A 17623-nucleotide genomic window follows, 5' to 3' on the forward strand; every position below is an offset into this window, starting at 1 on the left:
CAGCGCAATTGCCCGATCGTTGAAAACGGTTATCAATGGATAAAGGCGGGCAAGGGGGGCGCGTGACCGAATCCGATCTGTTCCGGGCCGAGGGTCTGGGAAAATCCTATCCGGGCGTGCGCGCCAACGACGATGTGTCCTTTTCTGTTGCCCCGGGCGAAATCCACGCCCTGCTGGGCGAGAACGGCGCGGGAAAGTCGACGCTGGTCAAGATGATCTATGGCCTGGTCCAGCCCGACGAGGGGCGGATGTGGCTGGCCGGCCAACCCCATGCCCCGTCCGACCCGCGCGCCGCACGGGCTGCAGGCGTCGGCATGGTGTTCCAGCACTTCTCGCTGTTCGACGCGATGAGCGTGGCCGACAACATCGCCCTGGGCATGGATGACCCGCCCCCCCGGCGCCAGCTGGCCGAGCGGATCGAACGGGTCAGCGCCGATTACGGCCTGCCGCTCGATCCCCGGCGGCGGGTTGCCAGCCTCTCCGCCGGCGAGCGCCAGCGGGTGGAGATCGTGCGCTGCCTGCTGGGCCACCCGCGACTGCTGATCATGGACGAACCGACCAGCGTGCTGACCCCGCAGGAAGCGAACATCCTGTTCGACACGCTGCGTCAGCTGACAACCGTCGGGACAGCAATCCTGTATATCAGCCACAAGCTGGACGAGATCAGGGCCTTGTGCGACCGCGCCACGGTCCTGCGCCACGGTCGCGTGGTCGGCACGCTGAGCCCGCGCGACCATTCCGCCCGCGAGATGGCGGGGCTGATGGTCGGCGCCGAGCTGAAGGTCGTCGACCGCAGCGGACGGCAGGCCGGCCCGGTCGTGCTGGAGGTGGCTGGGCTCAGTTCGGCGACGGGGGTCGAGGGGACCCGGCTGCGCGACGTCGGCTTCGCGGTGCGCGCGGGCGAGATCCTCGGCATCGGCGGCGTCGCGGGCAATGGGCAGGAGCAGCTGATCGCCGCCCTGTCCGGGGAAACCATCGGCCGGCCCGGCACCGTGCGGCTGGCAGGGCAGGACCTGTCGACGCTGGGTCCCGAGCCGCGGCGGCAGGCCGGTCTGCTGACCGCGCCGGAGGATCGGCTGGGCCACGCCGCCGTCCCGGAAATGAGCCTGGCCGAGAACGCGCTGCTGACCGCCGCCGGCCGCCAGGCCCTGGTACGCCGCGGCATGATCGACCACGGCGCCGCAAGGCGCTTTGCCGAACGGGTGATCGCGGCTTTCGATGTGCGGACCCCCGGCCCGGACACCGCGGCGATGGCGCTGTCCGGCGGCAATCTGCAGAAATTCGTGATCGGCCGCGAGATCCTGCAGGAGCCGCGGGCGCTGGTCGTGAACCAGCCCACTTGGGGGGTGGATGCCAGCGCCGCCGCGGCGATCCGGCAGGCGCTGCTGGACCTGGCGGCCCGCGGCGCCGCCGTGGTCGTCATCAGCCAGGATCTCGACGAACTGCTGGAACTGTCCGACCGGCTGGCCGCCCTGAACGAAGGTCGTCTGTCCGCCCCGGTTCCGACGGAGGGACTGACGCTGGACGCGCTGGGCCTGATGCTGGGTGGCGCCCACGGGATGGAGGCCGCGCATGTCGTTGCGGCTTGACCCGCGCCCCGAAGCGCCGCTGTGGCTGCAGGTGGCGACCCCGCTGATGGCGGTGGGCGCCACCATGATCGCCGGCGCGGTGCTATTCGCGCTGATGGGACACGACCCGCTTGCGGCGATCCGCATGATCTTCTGGGACCCGCTGTTCGGGCAGGCCGCCGCCTATTCCCGACCGCAACTGCTGGTCAAGGCGGGTCCGCTGATCCTGATCGCCTGCGGGCTGGCGCTGGGGTTCCGCGCGGGCATCTGGAACATCGGGGCCGAGGGCCAGTACATCATCGGCGGCATGTGCGGGGCCGCCGTGGCACTGGCGGCCTATCCCGCGCCCGGGCTGTGGATCTTTCCCGCGATGGTCCTCGCCGGGGCGGCGGGCGGGTGGGCCTGGGGGATGATCCCGGCAATGCTGCGCAACTTGTTCGGCGCGTCGGAGATCCTGGTGTCGCTGATGCTGGTCTATGTGGCGCAGAAACTAGCCGCCTGGGCAGCGTTCGGCCCGCTGAAGAACCCCGAAGGGTTCGGCATGCCGGGCTCGCGCAACCTGCAGCAATATTCTGCCGCCGCGAACCCCGAACTGATCGCCGGAACCGGCGTGCACTGGGGCGTGGTCGCCGCCGCCGTCGCGGTCCTTGCCAGCTGGGTGCTGATCGCCCGCCATATCCGCGGCTTTCACATCCGGGCCGCGGGCCTCGCACCACGCGCCGCCCGGTTCGCCGGGGTCAGCCCCGGCGTCCTGGTGGCGTTCTGCCTGGGGCTGTCGGGCGCCCTGGCCGGCATGGCCGGGCTGTTCGAGGTTGCAGGTCCCGCGGGACAGATCACCGACAGCTTCGGGTCGGGCTACGGGTTCACGGCCATCATCGTGGCCTTTCTGGGACGCCTGCATCCGCTGGGCATCTTGCTGGCCGGGTTGCTGCTGGCGCTGACCTATATCGGCGGGGAACTGGCGCAGATGATGCTGCAACTGCCGGCTGCAACCGTGCAGGTCTTCCAGGGCATGCTGCTGTTCTTTCTGCTGGGCTTCGACACCCTGACCCGATTCCGCATCCGTTGGGGGGCACGGGCGTGATCGATGCAACCACCTTTCTGCTGCTGCTGTCGGCCGCGACCCCGATCCTGCTGGCGGCGCTGGGCGAGATGATCGTCGAACGCGCCGGGGTCCTGAACCTGGGGGTCGAGGGGCTGATGATCACCGGCGCGCTGGCGGGTTTCGCCGGGGCGCATGCGACCGGCAGCCCGGCGACCGGGTTTCTGACCGCGGCGGTCGCCGGCGCCGCGCTGGCCATGCTGTTCGCCGGCCTGACGCAGTATCTGATGACCAACCAGGTCGCGACGGGTCTGGCGCTGACCCTGTTCGGGCTGGGCCTCACCGCGATGTTCGGCCGGCCCTACGAGGGCGTGAAGGCCCCGCAGATGCCCGGTGGCCCGCTGGGCGTCAATCCGGTGATCTGGCTCGGGCTGCTGCTGGTACCGCTGATCTGGCTGTTCCTGAACCGCACCCGCGCCGGGCTGATCCTGCGCGGGGTCGGCGAGAACCACGATGCCGCCCATGCCCTGGGCTACAAGGTGCGGGCGATCCGGGTCGCGGCCATTTCCACCGGCGGCGCACTGGCTGGTCTGGGCGGCGCCTATGTGAGTCTGGCGACCGTCCTGCAGTGGACCGAGGGCATGACCGCCGGCGCAGGCTGGATCGCCCTGGCGATCGTCGTCTTTGCGGGCTGGAACCCCTGGGGCGTGCTGGCCGGGGCCTGGCTGTTCGGCGGGGTCACCGTGCTGCAGCTGCGGCTGCAGGCGGCGGGATCGGCGGTGCCGATCCATATCCTGAGCATGGCCCCCTATGTGGCGACGATCCTGGTGCTGGTGCTGATCTCGGCCCGGCAGAAATACGCCCGGTCGGGCGGCGCCGGCGGGCCCGGGTCGCTGGGCAAGCCCTTTCACGCAATCCGTTGAACCCCGAGGAGACCTCATGAACCGCAGAACCCTGATCACCACCGCGGCAGCCATTGCGGTGGCGTCGCTGTCCGCGACCCTGCCGGCGCGCGCGCAGGACGAACCGCTGAAGGTCGGCTTCATCTATGTCGGCCCGGTCGGCGATGGTGGCTGGACCTACCAGCACGACCTTGGCCGCCAGGCAGTCGAAGAGGAATACGGCGACCGCGTCGAGACGACCTATATCGAGAACGTGCCGGAGGGAGCCGATGCCGAGCGCGCGATTACCCAGTTGGCGCTCGCCGGCAACAAGCTGATCTTCACGACCAGCTTCGGATTCATGGACCCGACGATCAACGTGGCGCAGAAATTCCCCGACGTGAAGTTCGAGCACGCGACCGGGTACAAGCGCGCCGACAACGTCGCCACCTATGACGCCCGGTTCTACGAGGGGCGGGCGGTGATGGGCACCATCGCGGGGCACATGACGAAGTCCAACAAGATCGGCTATATCGGGTCGTTCCCGATCCCCGAGGTGGTGCAGGGCATCAACTCGTCCTTCATCCACGCCCGCAAGGTCAATCCCGACGTCGAGATGCGGGTCGTCTGGGCGTACACCTGGTTCGACCCGGCAAAGGAATCCGACGCGGCGGCGGCGCTGCTGGCCGAGGGCGTCGACGTGATCCTGCAGCATACCGATTCGACCGCCCCGATGGCGAAGATGCAGGAATCCGGGGCGATCGGGTTCGGGCAGGCCTCTGACATGGCCGCGTTCAAGCCGACCCCGCGAGTCAGCTCGATCATCGACAACTGGGCGCCCTATTACATCGAGCGCGTCGGCCAGGTTCTCGACGGCACCTGGACGGCCGAGGGAGTCTGGCTGGGCATCGGTGACGGCGAGGTGGAGATCGGAGAGATCACCGAGGCGGTCCCCGCCGAGGTGAAGGCAGAGGCCGAGGCGCTGGCCGACAGCATCGCCAAGGGCGAGTATCACCCGTTCACCGGCCCGCTGAACAAGGCCGACGGCAGCGCGTGGCTGGCCGAGGGCGAAGCCGCGAGCGACGAGGATCTGTCAGCCATGAACTTCTTTGTCGAAGGGATCACCGCGGAACTGCCCCAGTGACACGGACATCCCGGCGGCGCATCGGCCGGCTTGGCCGTCGCCCCGGGTGACGGCCAAGAGATTGTTTGACACACATCCACGCTGAGTTGCTGTCCAAAACGGAAAACGGCGCCCCTTCCGGGGCGCCGCTTGCGTTCGGGCCTGTGCGCCCGGCGCGGGTAATCGAAATCAGGCAGTCGCGCCCTGGATGAACTTCACCGCATCGCCGAAGGTCTGGATGGTTTCGGCGGCATCGTCCGGGATCTCGATCCCGAATTCCTCTTCGAACGCCATGACCAGCTCGACCGTGTCCAGCGAGTCCGCGCCCAGATCGTCGATGAACGAAGCGCCTTCCGTCACCTTGTCCTCGTCGACGCCCAGATGTTCGACAACGATCTTCTTCACGCGATCAGCGATATCGCTCATGTCTCATTCCTCAGTTGCGGGCCTTCCGCCCGGATCTGGCCGGCCTTGGCCGGTTGCAGCCGCGGGCGGATCCCCTGCGGCCTTGGTCCGGGCATATAGCAACGCCGTCGCGCTCTGCAACTGCTTTCCCTGTAGTGGATTCATGAACGCCGGCCGGCTCAGATCATCGCCATCCCGCCATTCACATGCAGGGTCGCGCCGGTGACGTAACCGGCGGCCGGGCTGGCCAGATACAGGACGGCCGCGGCGATCTCGTCGGCCGATCCCATCCGCCCGGCCGGGATCTGGGCAAGGATGCGCGCCTTCTGGTCGTCGTCAAGCTTGTTGGTCATCGCCGTCTCGATGAACCCCGGCGCCACGCAGTTGACCGTGATGCCGCGGCTGGCCACCTCGTAGGCCAGGCTCTTTGACATGCCAACCAGACCCGCCTTGGCCGCGGCGTAGTTGCCCTGGCCCGGATTGCCGGTCGTCCCCACCACGCTGGTGATGCTGACGATGCGCCCCCAGCGCGCCTTCATCATGCCGCGCAGTACCGCGCGGGCCAGGCGGAACGACGAGGTCAGGTTGACGTCCAGCACCTGCGCCCATTCGTCGTCCGACATGCGCATGAACAGGTTATCGCGGGTGATCCCGGCATTGTTGACGAGGATGTCGATCCGACCCGCAACCTCGGCCGCCTTCTTCGGCAATGCCTCGACCGCCTGCGGATCGGACAGATCGGCGGTGACCACATGGGTCCGTTCGCCCAGCCGGTAGGCCAGTTCGTGCAGTGGCGCCTCGCGCGTGCCCGACAGCACGACCGCGGCGCCGGCCGCGTGCAGCGTCGCCGCAACCGCGCTGCCGATGCCCCCCGACGCGCCGGTGACGAGCGCGGTCTTTCCGCTCAGATCGAACATCCTGTCTTCCTTTCAGATCGGAAAGCCGCGCCCCCGCACCCGGCGGGGACCGGCCTTTCAGCCTTTCAGCGCCGCGATGTCGTCGGGGGTGCCGATCGCACGGGTCTCGGCGCCCGGGGCGATCCGACGGATCATGCCCGACAGCGCCTTGCCGGCGCCGATTTCCCAGAATTCGGTCACGCCCGCATCGCTCATGAACCCGACCGATTCACGCCAGCGCACCGCCCCGGTCACCTGTTCCACCAGCAGCCGGCGGATCGCGCCCGGCATCGTCACCGGCTCGGCCGAGACGTTCGCCACCACGGGCACCACCGGCTCGCTGATCTCGACCCCGGCCAGCGCATCCGCCATCACGGCGGCGGCAGGTTGCATCAGCGAACAATGGAACGGCGCCGAAACCGGCAGCATCACCGCGCGCTTGGCGCCCCGTTCCTTGGCCAGCGCCGCGGCGCGCTCGACCGCGTCCTTGTGCCCGGAAATCACCACCTGTGCGGGATCGTTGTCGTTGGCGGCCTGACACACCTCGTCGCCCGCCGCGTCGCGGGCAAGCTGGTCGACCGCAGCAAAGTCCAGCCCCATGATCGCGGCCATCGCGCCCTGACCGACCGGAACCGCTTCCTGCATCGCGGTCCCGCGCATCGCCAGCAGACGCGCCGTGTCCGACAGCGTCAGCGCCCCCGCGGCGCATAGCGCCGAATATTCGCCCAGGCTGTGGCCGGCCACATAAGCTGTGTCGGCAATCGAAAATCCCTCGCTCTCCAGCGCTCGCAGCGCGGCGATGGAGGTTGCCATCAGGGCGGGCTGGGCATTGCGCGTCAGGGTCAGCGTCTGGATGTCGCCATCCCAGATCAGCCGGGACAGGTCCTCGCCCAATGCGGTGTCGACTTCCTCGAACACTGCGCGGGCAGCGGGATAGCTGTCGGCCAGAGCCTTGCCCATCCCGATCGTCTGCGCACCCTGCCCCGGAAAAACGAATGCCCGCATCATGCCACCCTGTCCTGTTCCGGACGGGATAGCCGCTGGGGCCGGGGCAGGCAACCGCGTCGCGGCGCCGCGCCGGCAAAGAAAGGGCCGCCCCCAGGACGGCCCCGATGTCGGAAACTCTGCCGGCGGCTCAGCCGACGAGTTCGAGTCCCGAGAAGAAGAAGGCGATCTCTTCCCGGGCGGTTTCGGGTGCATCCGATCCGTGCACGGAATTCTCGCCGACCGACGTCGCGAACTCCTTGCGGATCGTTCCGGGGGCGGCATCGGCGGGGTTGGTCGCGCCCATGACCTCGCGGTTCTTGGTGATGGCATTCTCGCCTTCCAGAACCTGCACCACGACCGGACCCGATGCCATGAAATCGCGCAGCTCGGCGAAGAAGGGGCGATCCTTGTGCACCTCGTAGAACTTGCCGGCCTGCTCAGGGGTCAGGTGGATGCGTTTCTGGGCGACGATGCGCAGCCCTGCATCTTCGAACTTCTGGTTGATCTTGCCGGTCAGGTTGCGCTTGGTCGCATCCGGCTTGATGATGGAAAGTGTACGTTCGACGGCCATGATGTCCTTGGTCCTACGGGTGTTGCGTCGGCAGCGCGGTATCACGTGGAACACGGGTATGGAACCCGCGCGCCGGGCCGATGCCCCGACGTATCCAACGTTCGGGCCGCACCCCACGATGACGCAGGCGTGCCCCACGACTGCCGGCGGCCGCGGTTGACCGCGGCACGGGCTTGGGGCAATGCCCCGCCATGCTGCGCATCGACGACATATCCTACTCCATTGCCGGGCGTTCGCTGTTCCGCAATGCCTCCGCGGCGATCCCCGACGGGCACAAGGTCGGGCTGGTGGGACCGAACGGCGCGGGCAAGACGACGCTGTTCCGGCTGATCCGCGGCGAGCTTGCGCTGGATGGCGGGTCGATCACCCTGCCGGCGCGGGCCCGGATCGGCGGCGTGGCGCAGGAAAGCGCGGCCACCCGGGACACGGTGCTGGACAGCGTACTGGCTGCCGACACCGAACGCCACTCCCTGCTGGCCGAATCCGAGACCGCCACAGATCCGCACCGCATCGCCGAGATACAGACGCGCCTGGCCGACATCGACGCGTGGTCGGCCGAGGGACGGGCGGCCGCGATCTTGCAGGGGCTCGGGTTCTCGACCGATGATCAGCAGCGCCCCACCGCCGATTTTTCCGGCGGATGGCGGATGCGGATGGCGCTGGCGGGGGTCTTGTTCGCGCGTCCCGACCTGCTGCTTCTGGACGAGCCGACCAACTACCTCGATCTGGAAGGCGCCCTCTGGCTGGAAGGCTATCTGGCGCGCTATCCGCACACGGTGATCGTGATCAGCCATGATCGCGGCCTGCTGAACCGCGCGGTCGGATCGATCCTGCATGTCGAGAACCAGAAGCTGACGCTGTATACCGGTGGCTACGACGCGTTTGCGCGACTGCGGGCCGAGCGTCGCGCCCTGCAGGCCGCCGAGGCGAAGAAGCAGGACGCCCGCCGCGCCCATCTGCAAAGCTTCGTGGATCGATTCAGGGCCAAGGCGACGAAGGCCGCGCAGGCGCAGTCTCGGCTGAAGGCGCTGGCCCGGATGGAGCCGATCACCGCGCCGGAAGAGGCGCGGCTGCACCGCTTCACCTTTCCGCAGCCCGACCAGTTGTCCCCGCCGATTCTGGCGCTGGACGGCGTCTCGGTCGGCTATGAGGGCACACCGGTGCTACGGCAGCTGGACCTGCGCATCGACCAGGACGATCGCATCGCGCTGCTGGGGCGAAACGGGCAGGGGAAGTCGACGCTCTCCAAGCTGCTGGCGGGACGGCTCGATCCGCTTTCCGGCAGCATCGCCCGATCCTCGAAACTGCGCGTCGGCTATTTCGCCCAGCATCAGGTGGATGAGTTGCACCTGGACGATACCCCGTTGACCCATGTGCGGCGCCTGCGCCCGGATGAGGCACCTGCCCGGCTGCGCGCCCGACTGGCCGGGTTCGGCCTGATGGAGGCGCAGGCCGAAACCCGCGTGGGCGCGCTGTCGGGGGGGCAGAAGGCACGCCTGTCGCTGCTGCTGGCCACGATCGACGCACCGCATCTGCTGATCCTGGACGAGCCGACGAACCATCTGGACATCGAAAGCCGCGAGGCGCTGACCGAGGCGCTGAACAGCTATACCGGCGCGGTGGTCCTGGTCAGCCACGACATGCACCTGCTGGAACTTGTGGCCGACCGCCTGTGGCTGGTCGCCGCCGGGGGCGTCGCCCCCTATCCGCATGATCTGGACAGCTACCGCGCCTCGCTGCTGTCCGGGGAGGACGGCAGGGAGCCGCCGGGCAACGCTGTGGCACCGTCGCGCCCGTCGCCCCGGCGCGGTGCGCGCGACCGGATCCTGGATCTGCGGGCCGAGGTCAGACGCAGCGAGGAACGGGTCGAAAAGCTGACCGCGATGCTGGACCGCATCGCGGGGAAGATGGCCGATCCGGAACTCTACGACAATCCTGCGGAGGCCGAGAAATGGGGGCGTAAGCACGCCGAGGCAACAGCCGCCCTGCCCCGCGCCGAAGAGTTGTGGCTGACGGCACTGGAACGGCTGGAGGCGGCCGAGCGCGGCGCCTGACCGCATGCCAGTCGAAGCAGGAGCGGCGCCACGCCGCAGCGAATCCGCAACACAGGAGCGGAATTGAAAGGGGCGGTGCGCGCGCGGCTTGGAATCGCGTCGCGCGCGATGCATGCCATTCGCAAGCACACCCTGAAGAGGCCCCCCTCGATGACCAATCTGCTGCCGATGTCGGCCATCCTGCTTGCCGCCTCGGTCATGGCGGCACCGGCACAGGCGCAGGATGGCTGGGGCTTCGCGGCTGACGTCGGCCTCGGCGCGGATTACGGGCCGGACTGGATGGGGTCGGACGAGCGCGACGCATCGCCCTGGGTGATCTTTCGCAATGTCGACCTGACCCGGCCGGGGCAGGCGCTGACCCGCGACGGCTCGGCCGACGGTCTGGCGATCTCGCCGTCATTCGCCTATCGCGCGGCGCGGGACGCGGATGACAGCCCGGCCCTTGCCGGGCTGCCCGACATCGATGCAGCAGGCGAACTGGGCGCGCAGCTGAAATATTCGCTTGGCAACGGGTTCGGCTATGTGGCGGCCCGCAAGGGCTTCGGCGGTCACGAGGGCATCGTCGGCGAGGTCGGTGCCAAGTACCGATTCAGCCCCAGCGAGCGGCTGACACTGTGGGCGGGGGCCGAGGCAGGCTTCGGCAACGAGGAATTCGTCGACCGCTATTTCGGCGTGGCATCGGCGGACCCGCTGGTGCCGGGCCATGCACCGGATGGCGGCATCTATTCTCATGCCCTGTCGCTGGAGGGGCGCTATGCGCTGACCGACAGCCTGGCCGTGCTGGGCGAGGCGCGTTACACCGAACTGACGGGCGACGCCGCTGACGCGCCGTTCATTCAGGACACCGCGCAGCCGTCGGTCCGGCTCGGGCTGGTCCACCGGTTCAACTTCCGCTTCTGACGCTTGGCGCCGGGTCACCGGCCCGCTGCAAAGGCGGTCTCAATCGGGGTTTTCCTGCGGCGCCTGAACCCTTATATAATTGCTCGGGAATAACGAGCTGGGGTCAGCACCATGGACGATGCATATTCTTCCGCGCAGGCGCGACCGGCGCAAACCCCGTCCGCGCCGCCGCAGGTTTCCGCGACCGGGATTGATCAGGCAGAGGGCACCCCGCTGATCGCGCCATCGACGGTCGACCATCCGCTGTACGAGCAGGTGGTGGAGGCATGCAAGACCGTCTATGATCCTGAAATTCCAGTCAACATCTACGATCTTGGCCTGATCTATACGATCCAGATCGATGATGAGAACGCGGTGCGGATCGTCATGACGCTGACCGCGCCCGGCTGCCCCGTGGCTGGCGAAATGCCGGGTTGGGTCGCCGACGCGGTCGAGCCGCTGCCGGGTGTGCGCCAGGTCGATGTCGAGATGACGTTCCAGCCGCAATGGGGCATGGACATGATGTCGGACGAGGCGCGGCTGGAACTCGGCTTCATGTGACAGCCGGGGGTGCGCCGGTCACACGCCGGCGGCCTCGGGTGCCAGGGCAAGCGGCGCAGGTTCCACTGTCAGATCGTCGATGGACAGGCCGGACTGCGGCCGGGCGAGCCGCGCCCGTGTCACCCAGAACAGCCGGTCCTGCGCCCGGGTGATCGCGACATAGGCCAGACGTTTCCACAGGGGCAGGCCGGCCTCGGTCCGATTCGACCAGGCCGCCGCGGCGATGTCGGGGGCGAAGACCTGAACGTCGGGCCACTGCGAGCCCTGCGCCTTGTGGATCGTGACCGCCGCACCGTGCAGGAACGCCGCCCCCATCCGCGCCGCCGAAGCGATGAACGGATCATCCACGTCCGGCGTCTCGATCTTGATGATCGACGCGGCTGAAATCCGCGGCTCGTCAGCGCCGATCACGTGCAGCCGGGCGAAGCCCGGCTTCTTGCCCGGCCCCAGATAGATCACCTGCGCGCCCTTGATCAGCCCGCGGGCTTCCAGATCTATCCGCTTCTTGCGGTGCTTCAGCGGCAGTTCGATCCCGTCGCAGATCAGCGGCTCGCCTGGCAGCAGCGCGTCGCCCGGCGCGCCATGTGCCGCGCGAAAGGCGCTGATCAGCCGAACCCGCGTTGCATTGCGCCAGACCAGCACGGGGCTGCGCGCCATCAGGTCGCTTTCCACGCGTTCCGCCCAGATCACCCGGTCGTCGCGAGACGCCGCGTCGCGGACCAGATCCTCGAACCTGGCGAAATCGACGCTATCGTCCCCCAGCGCGTGCGCGAGGTCGAGGATCGGGTTGCCCTCGACCTGGCGGTGGATGCGGTTCAGCGTCAGCTTTTGCGACGTGGCCAGCCGGTCGAACACCATGTCGCCAGACTGCCCGACCGGCGCCAACTGCGCGGGATCGCCGAACAGCACCAGCACGGGGAATATCTCGCGCAGATCGTCGAACTGACGTTCGTCCAGCATCGACGCCTCGTCGATCAACCCGATGTCCAGCGCCTCGTCGCGGCGCTTCCAGCCTTGGATGAAATCGGATCCGCGCAGGCCCGCGGCGGCCAACGCCCCGGGGATCGAACCGTAGCGCTGATAGAAGGCCCAGGCCCGGTCGAGCGCGTCGTCCGTCAGATCGGGGATCGCGGGGCGATCGCCGGTGCCGACCAGCCATTCGGCAAGCCGCTCGTACTCGGGGTCATAGACCGGGGTATACAGGATGCGATGGATCGTGGTCGCCGGCACGCCACGGGTCCGCAGCACGAACGCCGCCTTGTTGGTCGGGGCCAGCACCGCAACGCTGCGGCGATCCTTGCGCCGCCGTGCCTCGTGGTCGCCGGTCACGATGTGCACCCCGGCACCCCGCAGCGCGCGAGTCAGTTCGGCCAGCAGCAGCGTCTTGCCCGAACCCGCCTTGCCCAGCACCGCCATCACCCGCGCCTTGCCGGGTTGGGGCGGCCGAAGCTCTTCCGCCGTCAGGTCGACGCCCGCCTGCGCCAGAATGTCGGCCAGCGCGTCCCAGGCATCGGCCTGGTCGGGCGACAGCGCATTCGCGTTCTTCAAAAGGGGGGCACCCGGCATCGCGGCATCCTAGCGTCCCCCGGCAGCGCGGCAACCCGCACGAGCAGAAAGGTTGCCTAGGCGGGTCACGGCACGAACCGGCAGGGCACGATCATGCGTCGAAACGTGACATTCCACGGCCGCCGGATCCCGGCACCCGTACGCGGGCCGGATCCTTTGGTCGGTGCGGCGCGTTGGCCGGTTGTCTCTGCTGCAACCGCCGGGCGGAGTTCCTGTCCGGCAGGCACCAGAGCGGGACATCAAACGGATGAGAGGGGACCCGGAATGCCACGATATCGAACTCGCCAGCGATCGATCCTGCCGTATCTCGTGGTCGCCGGCCTGGGCGCACTGGCGGCGTGGGCGATGAACCGGAGCGACTATCTGAGCGCCGATCAACAGCGCCGGGTACGTGCAGGTGGTGCCGGTGGCTCGGGCCCCTCGCGGCGCCATTTCGCAGCGATCTCGCCAAAGGCCGCGGCGGAGGCCGATGACGCCGCCGATGAATTCGTCCGTCCGGCCGGCCAGGACGCGATGCGGGACCCGCCGAGAGGCTGGGATTCGGTGGATGAGATGGCGGACGAATCGTTTCCGGCCAGCGACCCGCCGGCCAATTACTGAGCAGCGCGTGGGCGGCAGCGTGGAGGAGCGTGCCGCGCAAGCGCCGCTGACGTGCAAGGTGAACGCAGCCGCCAGCGGGTCTGACCTTCGCGGCTCATCGTCTTCGTCGGCGAGCCTCGGGAAGAACGGCGCGTGTTCGTCCCGTGATCGGACGGGAACGCCAGATCGGTGTGCCCGCCTCCGCAGAGTTTCGGCCGCGACCGGGCACCGGGTCGCCCGCGGCGGTGCGCGCAAAGAAAAAGGGCGACCGTTTCCGGCCGCCCCCGATCAGACGAAATCTGCGAAATTCAGGCAAGAGCCAGATTGGTCGCCGATTCGCGGCCGTCACGGCCGGATTCCAGGTCGAAGGTCACGGCCTGACCGTCATTCAGCTGACGGATGCCGGCGCGCTCAACGGCCGAAATGTGGACAAAAACGTCATTCTTGCCGCCTTCCGGGGCAATGAATCCGAAACCTTTGGTGGTGTTGAACCATTTCACGGTGCCTCTGGCCATCGTGATATCTCCTTTTGACATGCCATCCGCGACATGCGGTGGCCGGCGCAGTCAGATTGTATCGAGAAACTGCGGCCGAAAACGGAGACAGGTCGAACGAAACAAGAGCTTGCCGACCCCATATGGACCAGCGGCGCGCAAAACGCAAGGGGCGGGATGCAGTGATCCGCTCCCAAGCGCGGTTGCGGGCAGAGCCCCAACCCTGCCCTCCCGCTCAGTTGCGGCGTCCCATCTCCAAGGCATCCTCGAAAGTGCGCAGGCCGGTCGCCGGCGCCTGGACCAGAACCGCCATGTTGCCGGGCTTGTGCTGGTTGCGCAGCATCTTGGTGTGCGCCGCAGGAATTTCGGCCCACGGGAAGACCTCGGACATGCACGGATCGATGCGCCGCTCGAGCATCAGCTTGTTGGCGGCGGCGGCCTGCTTCAGGTGGGCGAAGTGCGAGCCTTGCAGCCGCTTCTGGTGCATCCACATGTAGCGCACGTCGAAGGTGCAGTTGAACCCGGTGGTCCCGGCGCAGATCACCACCATGCCGCCCTTCTTGCAGACCAGGGTCGAGACCGGGAAGGTCGCCTCGCCCGGGTGTTCGAAGACGATATCGACATTGTTGCCCTTGCCGGTGATGTCCCAGATCGCCTTGCCGAACTTGCGCGCCTCGTTGAACCACTCCTTGTATTCGGGCGTGTTCACTGTGGGCAGCTGACCCCAGCAGTTGAAGTCCTTGCGATTGATCACACCTTTGGCGCCCAGCCCCATGACGAAGTCGCGCTTGTCCTCTTCGGAGATCACGCCGATTGCATTGGCGCCCGCCGCGTTGACCAGCTGGATCGCGAACGATCCCAGCCCGCCCGATGCCCCCCAGACCAGCACGTTCATGCCGGGCTTCAGCTCATGCGGTTCATGGCCGAACAGCATCCGGTACGCGGTGGCGAGCGTCAGCGTGTAGCAGGCCGATTCTTCCCAGGTCAGATGGCGCGGGCGCGGCATCAGCTGCTGCGCCTGGACCCGGGTGAACTGGGCGAATGACCCGTCCGGCGTCTCGTAGCCCCAGATCCGCTGGGTGGGCGAATACATCGGGTCGCCGCCGTTGCATTCCTCGTCGTTGCCGTCGTCCTGGTTGCAGTGGATCACGACCTCGTCGCCCACCTTCCAGTTGCGGACCTTGTCGCCGATCTTCCAGATGATCCCGGACGCGTCCGAGCCTGCGATGTGATAGGGCTGCTTGTGGCCGTCGAAGGGGCTGATCGGCTGCCCGAGCCCCGCCCAGATGCCGTTGTAGTTGACGCCCGCCGCCATCACCAGGACCAGCACCTCGTTGCTATCGATCTCCCATGTATCGACAACCTCGACCTGCATGGCGGTTTCCGGTTCGCCGTGGCGTTCGCGGCGGATCGCCCACGCGTACATCTGCTTCGGCACATAGCCGAGCGGGGGCATCTCGCCCAGTTCGTACAGGTCCTTTTCCGGGGCGTCATAGGGGGCAATGGTGGTCGGGGCGTCCAGGGCCATGGGTCTGTCCTTGCAAGTTCATGCCGCAATGCAGAATCGCGGGCGTCCGTTCCATCGCGTAGAACTCTCGCCGAAATTATGCAACCGTCCGCAGCCGCCTTCGCGCAAGATTATTATCACTCGCGCGCGATGGGAAAAGGCCTCAGCGCCGGATCCGGCGCAGCTTCCGCGCCCGAGCCTCGCCCGCCTTGGCAGTCTTGCCGGGCTTGCGCCTTGACGCCTTGCCCCGCCGGCCGGCGGGGCCCTGCACGACCGCCTCGCCCTCAAGCTCGACCAGTTCCAGCATCAGTCCGCCGGTCAGCGGCACCGCCTCGGCCAGTCGCACCGTCACGCGCTGACCGATCCCCAGCCGGGTGCCGGTGTCGGCGCCCACCAGGGTCTGGGCATCGCGGTCGTAGTGGAAATACTCGTTACCGATCTGCCGGATCGGCAGCAGCCCGTCGGCACCAGTCTCGTCCAGCTTCACGAAGGCGCCGAACCGCTGGATGCCGCTGATCCGGCCGGTGAACTCGGACCCGACGCGTTCGGCCAGATAGGCGGCCAGATAGCGGTCGGTCGTGTCGCGTTCCGCCGCCATGCTGCGGCGTTCGGTTTCGCTGATATGCTCTGCGGTCTGTTCCAGCGTGTCGATGTCGCCCTGCGACAGCCCGTCGCCCTTCTTGCCAGTGCTGCCCCAGCCGTGCGCCGAGATCAGGGCACGGTGGACGATCAGGTCGGAATAGCGCCGGATCGGGCTGGTGAAATGGGCGTAGCTTTTCAGCGCCAGGCCGAAATGGCCGACATTCGCCGGGTGGTAATAGGCCTGCGTCATGGACCGCAGCGTGCTGATGTTGATCAGCTCGTCAAAATCCGTGCCCTCGGCCTGGCCGAGCAACCGGTTCAGCTGGCTGGTCTGCAGCACCTGGCCGCGCGGCAGGGCAAAGCCTGACGCCTCGGCCACCTTGCGCAGCGCGTCCAGCTTTTCGGGGCTGGGTTCCTCGTGCACCCGGAACAGCAGCGGCCGGCGCAGCCGGGTCAGCTCCTCGGCGGCGGCCACGTTGGCCAGGATCATGCATTCCTCGATCAGCCGGTGCGCGTCGTAGCGGTCGCGGAAGTTGACCGATTTCACCCTTCCATCCGGCGTCAGCTCGATCCGGCGTTCCGGCAGGTCGAGGTCCAGCGGCTGGCGGCGCGCGCGTGCCGACCTGAGCAGCGCGTAGACCTTCCACAGCGGCCGGATGACCTCGTCCAGCAGCGGCGCGGTCGTCTCGTCCGGGTTTCCGTCCGCCGCCGCCTGCGCCTGCTCATAGCTGAGCGAGGCGAGGCTGCGCATCATTCCCCGGTGAAAATCATGGCCGATCTTCTCGCCGCGTTCGTCCAGGCGCATCCGCACCGCGACGACCGGGCGGTCCACGGCCTCGTGCAGGCTGCAGAGGTCGGCAGACAGGATGTCGGGCAGCATCGGCACGACCCGATCGGGGAAGTAGGTCGAGTTTCCCCGGAGCCGCGCCTCGCGGTCCAGCGCGGTTCCGGGCCGGACATAGTGGGCCACGTCGGCGATCGCCACCCACAGCACCATGCCCCCGGGATTGCGGGGATCGTCGTCCGGCATCGCCGCAACCGCGTCGTCGCGGTCGCGGGCATCCGCAGGGTCGATGGTGATCAGCGGCACGTGGCGCAGATCTTCGCGTCCCGTCATCGTCGCCGGCCGCGCCGCATCGGCCTCGGCCATCGCGTCATCGGCGAAGTCGTCAGGGATGCCGTGCTGGTGGATGGCGATCAGGCTGACGGCGCGGGGCGCCGATGGATCCCCCAGCCGCTCGACGATGCGGGCCCACGGCATCCCCAGCCGGTCCTTGGGTCCGGTCTGCTCGGCCTCGACAAGCTCGCCATCGCGGGCCTGCTGGGTTGCATCCGGGCGCACCCGCCACTGCCGGTCGACACCCTTGTCGATCGGCAGGATCCGACCGCCTTCGGCTTCCTTTCGGAAGATGCCCACAACCTTGTGGGGTGCAGTGCCGATCCGGCGGATCAGCCTCGCCTGGTACTGGTGATCCTCGCCGTCGGTCTCGATCAACCGTGCCAGGATCCGCTCGCCGCCACCCAGCGCCGGATCGGACTGGCGCGGCGCGAACAGCACCCGCGGCATCGGGCCGGTGCCCTGCCATTCCAGGGGGCGCGCAAAGATGTCACCGTCCGCGTCTGGCGGCAGCAGTTCCAGCACGGTGACGGGGGGCAGACGTTCGGCGTCGCGGTAGGTACGCCTGCGGCGTTCCAGCAGGCCCTCTTCCTCGAGTTCCTTCAGCACACGCTTCAGGTCGATCCGCTCCGCGCCCTTGATGTTGAAGGCCTTGGCGATGTCGCGCTTGGCGGTGGCATCGGGGTTTTCTGCGATCCAGTCGAGGATCTGCTGGCGGGACGGAATGTTCATCATGCGCGCACCGTAGCATGGCGCCGGGACGGGTGGCAGGTCCGATCGTCACCGGCACGGTCGTTCCGGACGGCGACGC

The 17623-nt window shown here is 68.0% G+C and carries 16 protein-coding genes; 8 read left to right on the forward strand and 8 right to left on the reverse strand.

Annotation, left to right across the window (positions count from 1 at the left end; all coding sequences use genetic code 11):
* Positions 1-62: 62 nt before the first annotated feature.
* Genes Q0938_RS03830 through Q0938_RS03845 form a run of 4 tightly spaced genes read left to right on the forward strand, consistent with a single transcriptional unit; the run spans position 63 to position 4635 of the window.
* Positions 63-1589, forward strand: coding sequence for an ABC transporter ATP-binding protein (locus Q0938_RS03830; protein WP_299359308.1), 1527 nt, complete (start codon positions 63-65; stop codon positions 1587-1589).
* Entirely contained in the window at positions 1573-2652 is a 1080-nt protein-coding gene (locus Q0938_RS03835; protein WP_299359310.1) for an ABC transporter permease, read from the forward strand. The genes Q0938_RS03830 and Q0938_RS03835 overlap by 17 nt, the downstream gene beginning before the upstream one ends.
* Positions 2649-3533 (forward strand): ABC transporter permease, encoded by an 885-nt coding sequence (locus Q0938_RS03840; protein ID WP_299359312.1) that lies wholly within the window; start codon positions 2649-2651, stop codon positions 3531-3533. Before Q0938_RS03835 ends, Q0938_RS03840 begins: the two co-directional genes overlap by 4 nt.
* Before the next feature lie 16 nt (positions 3534-3549).
* Positions 3550-4635 carry a BMP family ABC transporter substrate-binding protein gene (locus tag Q0938_RS03845; RefSeq protein ID WP_299359314.1) on the forward strand — a complete coding sequence of 362 codons (1086 nt, stop codon included), beginning with the start codon at positions 3550-3552 and terminating at the stop codon, positions 4633-4635.
* Between the two features lie 168 nt (positions 4636-4803).
* Here Q0938_RS03845 and Q0938_RS03850 read toward each other — a convergent pair whose 3' ends face one another.
* The 4 genes from Q0938_RS03850 to ndk all read right to left on the reverse strand — a co-directional run bounded on the left by Q0938_RS03850 (position 4804) and on the right by ndk (position 7473).
* Positions 4804-5040 (reverse strand): acyl carrier protein, encoded by a 237-nt coding sequence (locus Q0938_RS03850; protein WP_299359316.1) that lies wholly within the window; start codon positions 5038-5040, stop codon positions 4804-4806.
* A gap of 158 nt (positions 5041-5198) precedes the next feature.
* Positions 5199-5936: a 3-oxoacyl-ACP reductase FabG gene (gene fabG, locus Q0938_RS03855; RefSeq protein ID WP_299359318.1), complete on the reverse strand. Its 738-nt coding sequence runs from the start codon at positions 5934-5936 to the stop codon at positions 5199-5201.
* Between the two features lie 57 nt (positions 5937-5993).
* Complete coding sequence (gene fabD / locus Q0938_RS03860) at positions 5994-6923, reverse strand: ACP S-malonyltransferase (protein ID WP_299359320.1); 930 nt, start codon at positions 6921-6923, stop codon at positions 5994-5996.
* Positions 6924-7050: 127 nt separating this feature from the next.
* Complete coding sequence (gene ndk / locus Q0938_RS03865) at positions 7051-7473, reverse strand: nucleoside-diphosphate kinase (RefSeq protein WP_299359322.1); 423 nt, start codon at positions 7471-7473, stop codon at positions 7051-7053.
* Between the two features lie 191 nt (positions 7474-7664).
* Here ndk and Q0938_RS03870 point away from each other — a divergent pair, with 191 nt between their 5' ends.
* The 3 genes from Q0938_RS03870 to Q0938_RS03880 all read left to right on the forward strand — a co-directional run bounded on the left by Q0938_RS03870 (position 7665) and on the right by Q0938_RS03880 (position 10967).
* Complete coding sequence (locus tag Q0938_RS03870) at positions 7665-9527, forward strand: ABC-F family ATP-binding cassette domain-containing protein (protein ID WP_299359324.1); 1863 nt, start codon at positions 7665-7667, stop codon at positions 9525-9527.
* Positions 9528-9677: 150 nt separating this feature from the next.
* Entirely contained in the window at positions 9678-10427 is a 750-nt protein-coding gene (locus tag Q0938_RS03875) for a MipA/OmpV family protein (RefSeq protein ID WP_299359326.1), read from the forward strand.
* 111 nt (positions 10428-10538) lie between these two features.
* Positions 10539-10967, forward strand: coding sequence for an SUF system Fe-S cluster assembly protein (locus tag Q0938_RS03880; RefSeq protein ID WP_299359327.1), 429 nt, complete (start codon positions 10539-10541; stop codon positions 10965-10967).
* A gap of 18 nt (positions 10968-10985) precedes the next feature.
* Here the strand turns inward: Q0938_RS03880 and Q0938_RS03885 are convergent, their stop codons facing one another.
* Positions 10986-12533, reverse strand: a complete 1548-nt coding sequence (locus tag Q0938_RS03885) for an AAA family ATPase (protein ID WP_299359329.1) — start codon at positions 12531-12533, stop codon at positions 10986-10988.
* 264 nt (positions 12534-12797) lie between these two features.
* On the opposite strand from Q0938_RS03885, the gene Q0938_RS03890 reads away from it, so the two are divergent.
* Positions 12798-13133: a hypothetical protein gene (locus tag Q0938_RS03890; protein ID WP_299359331.1), complete on the forward strand. Its 336-nt coding sequence runs from the start codon at positions 12798-12800 to the stop codon at positions 13131-13133.
* A gap of 287 nt (positions 13134-13420) precedes the next feature.
* Here the strand turns inward: Q0938_RS03890 and Q0938_RS03895 are convergent, their stop codons facing one another.
* The 3 genes from Q0938_RS03895 to rnr all read right to left on the reverse strand — a co-directional run bounded on the left by Q0938_RS03895 (position 13421) and on the right by rnr (position 17547).
* The gene (locus tag Q0938_RS03895) at positions 13421-13627 is read right to left on the reverse strand and encodes a cold-shock protein (protein WP_299359333.1); all 207 of its coding nucleotides are present in this window, start codon (positions 13625-13627) and stop codon (positions 13421-13423) included.
* Between the two features lie 214 nt (positions 13628-13841).
* Positions 13842-15134, reverse strand: coding sequence for a crotonyl-CoA carboxylase/reductase (gene ccrA / locus Q0938_RS03900; RefSeq protein WP_299359335.1), 1293 nt, complete (start codon positions 15132-15134; stop codon positions 13842-13844).
* A gap of 142 nt (positions 15135-15276) precedes the next feature.
* Entirely contained in the window at positions 15277-17547 is a 2271-nt protein-coding gene (gene rnr / locus Q0938_RS03905) for a ribonuclease R (RefSeq protein ID WP_299359337.1), read from the reverse strand.
* Positions 17548-17623 lie beyond the last annotated feature (76 nt).

Source organism: uncultured Paracoccus sp. (assembly GCF_947496875.1).
Taxonomy (GTDB): Bacteria; Pseudomonadota; Alphaproteobacteria; order Rhodobacterales; family Rhodobacteraceae; genus Paracoccus.